The sequence below is a fragment of the Escherichia sp. 94.0001 genome (assembly GCF_013369155.2).
GTDB classification, from domain to species: Bacteria; Pseudomonadota; Gammaproteobacteria; order Enterobacterales; family Enterobacteriaceae; genus Escherichia; species Escherichia coli_F.
Map to the genome: position 1 here is coordinate 1 of NZ_JABWMS020000267.1, position 340 is coordinate 340.

Annotated in this window: 1 protein-coding gene; it reads left to right on the forward strand. The window is 53.2% G+C overall.

The genetic code is table 11. The annotated features are described in order from the left end of the window. Positions 1-54: 54 nt before the first annotated feature. Positions 55-340 (forward strand): IS3 family transposase (locus tag HEN33_RS25645; RefSeq protein WP_000165193.1); only part of this gene is annotated, 286 nt, incomplete at its 3' end.

The window sequence follows — 340 nt, forward strand, 5'->3', positions numbered from 1 at the left end:
TGAACCGCCCCGGGAATCCTGGAGACTAAACTCCCTGAGAAAGAGGTAAACAGGATGACTAAAAATACACGTTTTTCCCCCGAGGTCCGTCAACGGGCAGTTCGTATGGTTCTGGAAAGTCAGGGCGAATATGACTCACAATGGGCGGCAATTTGTTCCATTGCCCCAAAGATTGGCTGTACACCAGAGACTCTGCGTGTGTGGGTTCGTCAGCATGAGCGGGATACCGGGAGTGGTGATGGTGGACTCACCACCGCTGAACGTCAGCGTCTGAAAGAGCTGGAACGTGAAAATCGTGAACTGCGCCGCAGTAACGATATCCTTCGCCAGGCTTCCGCTT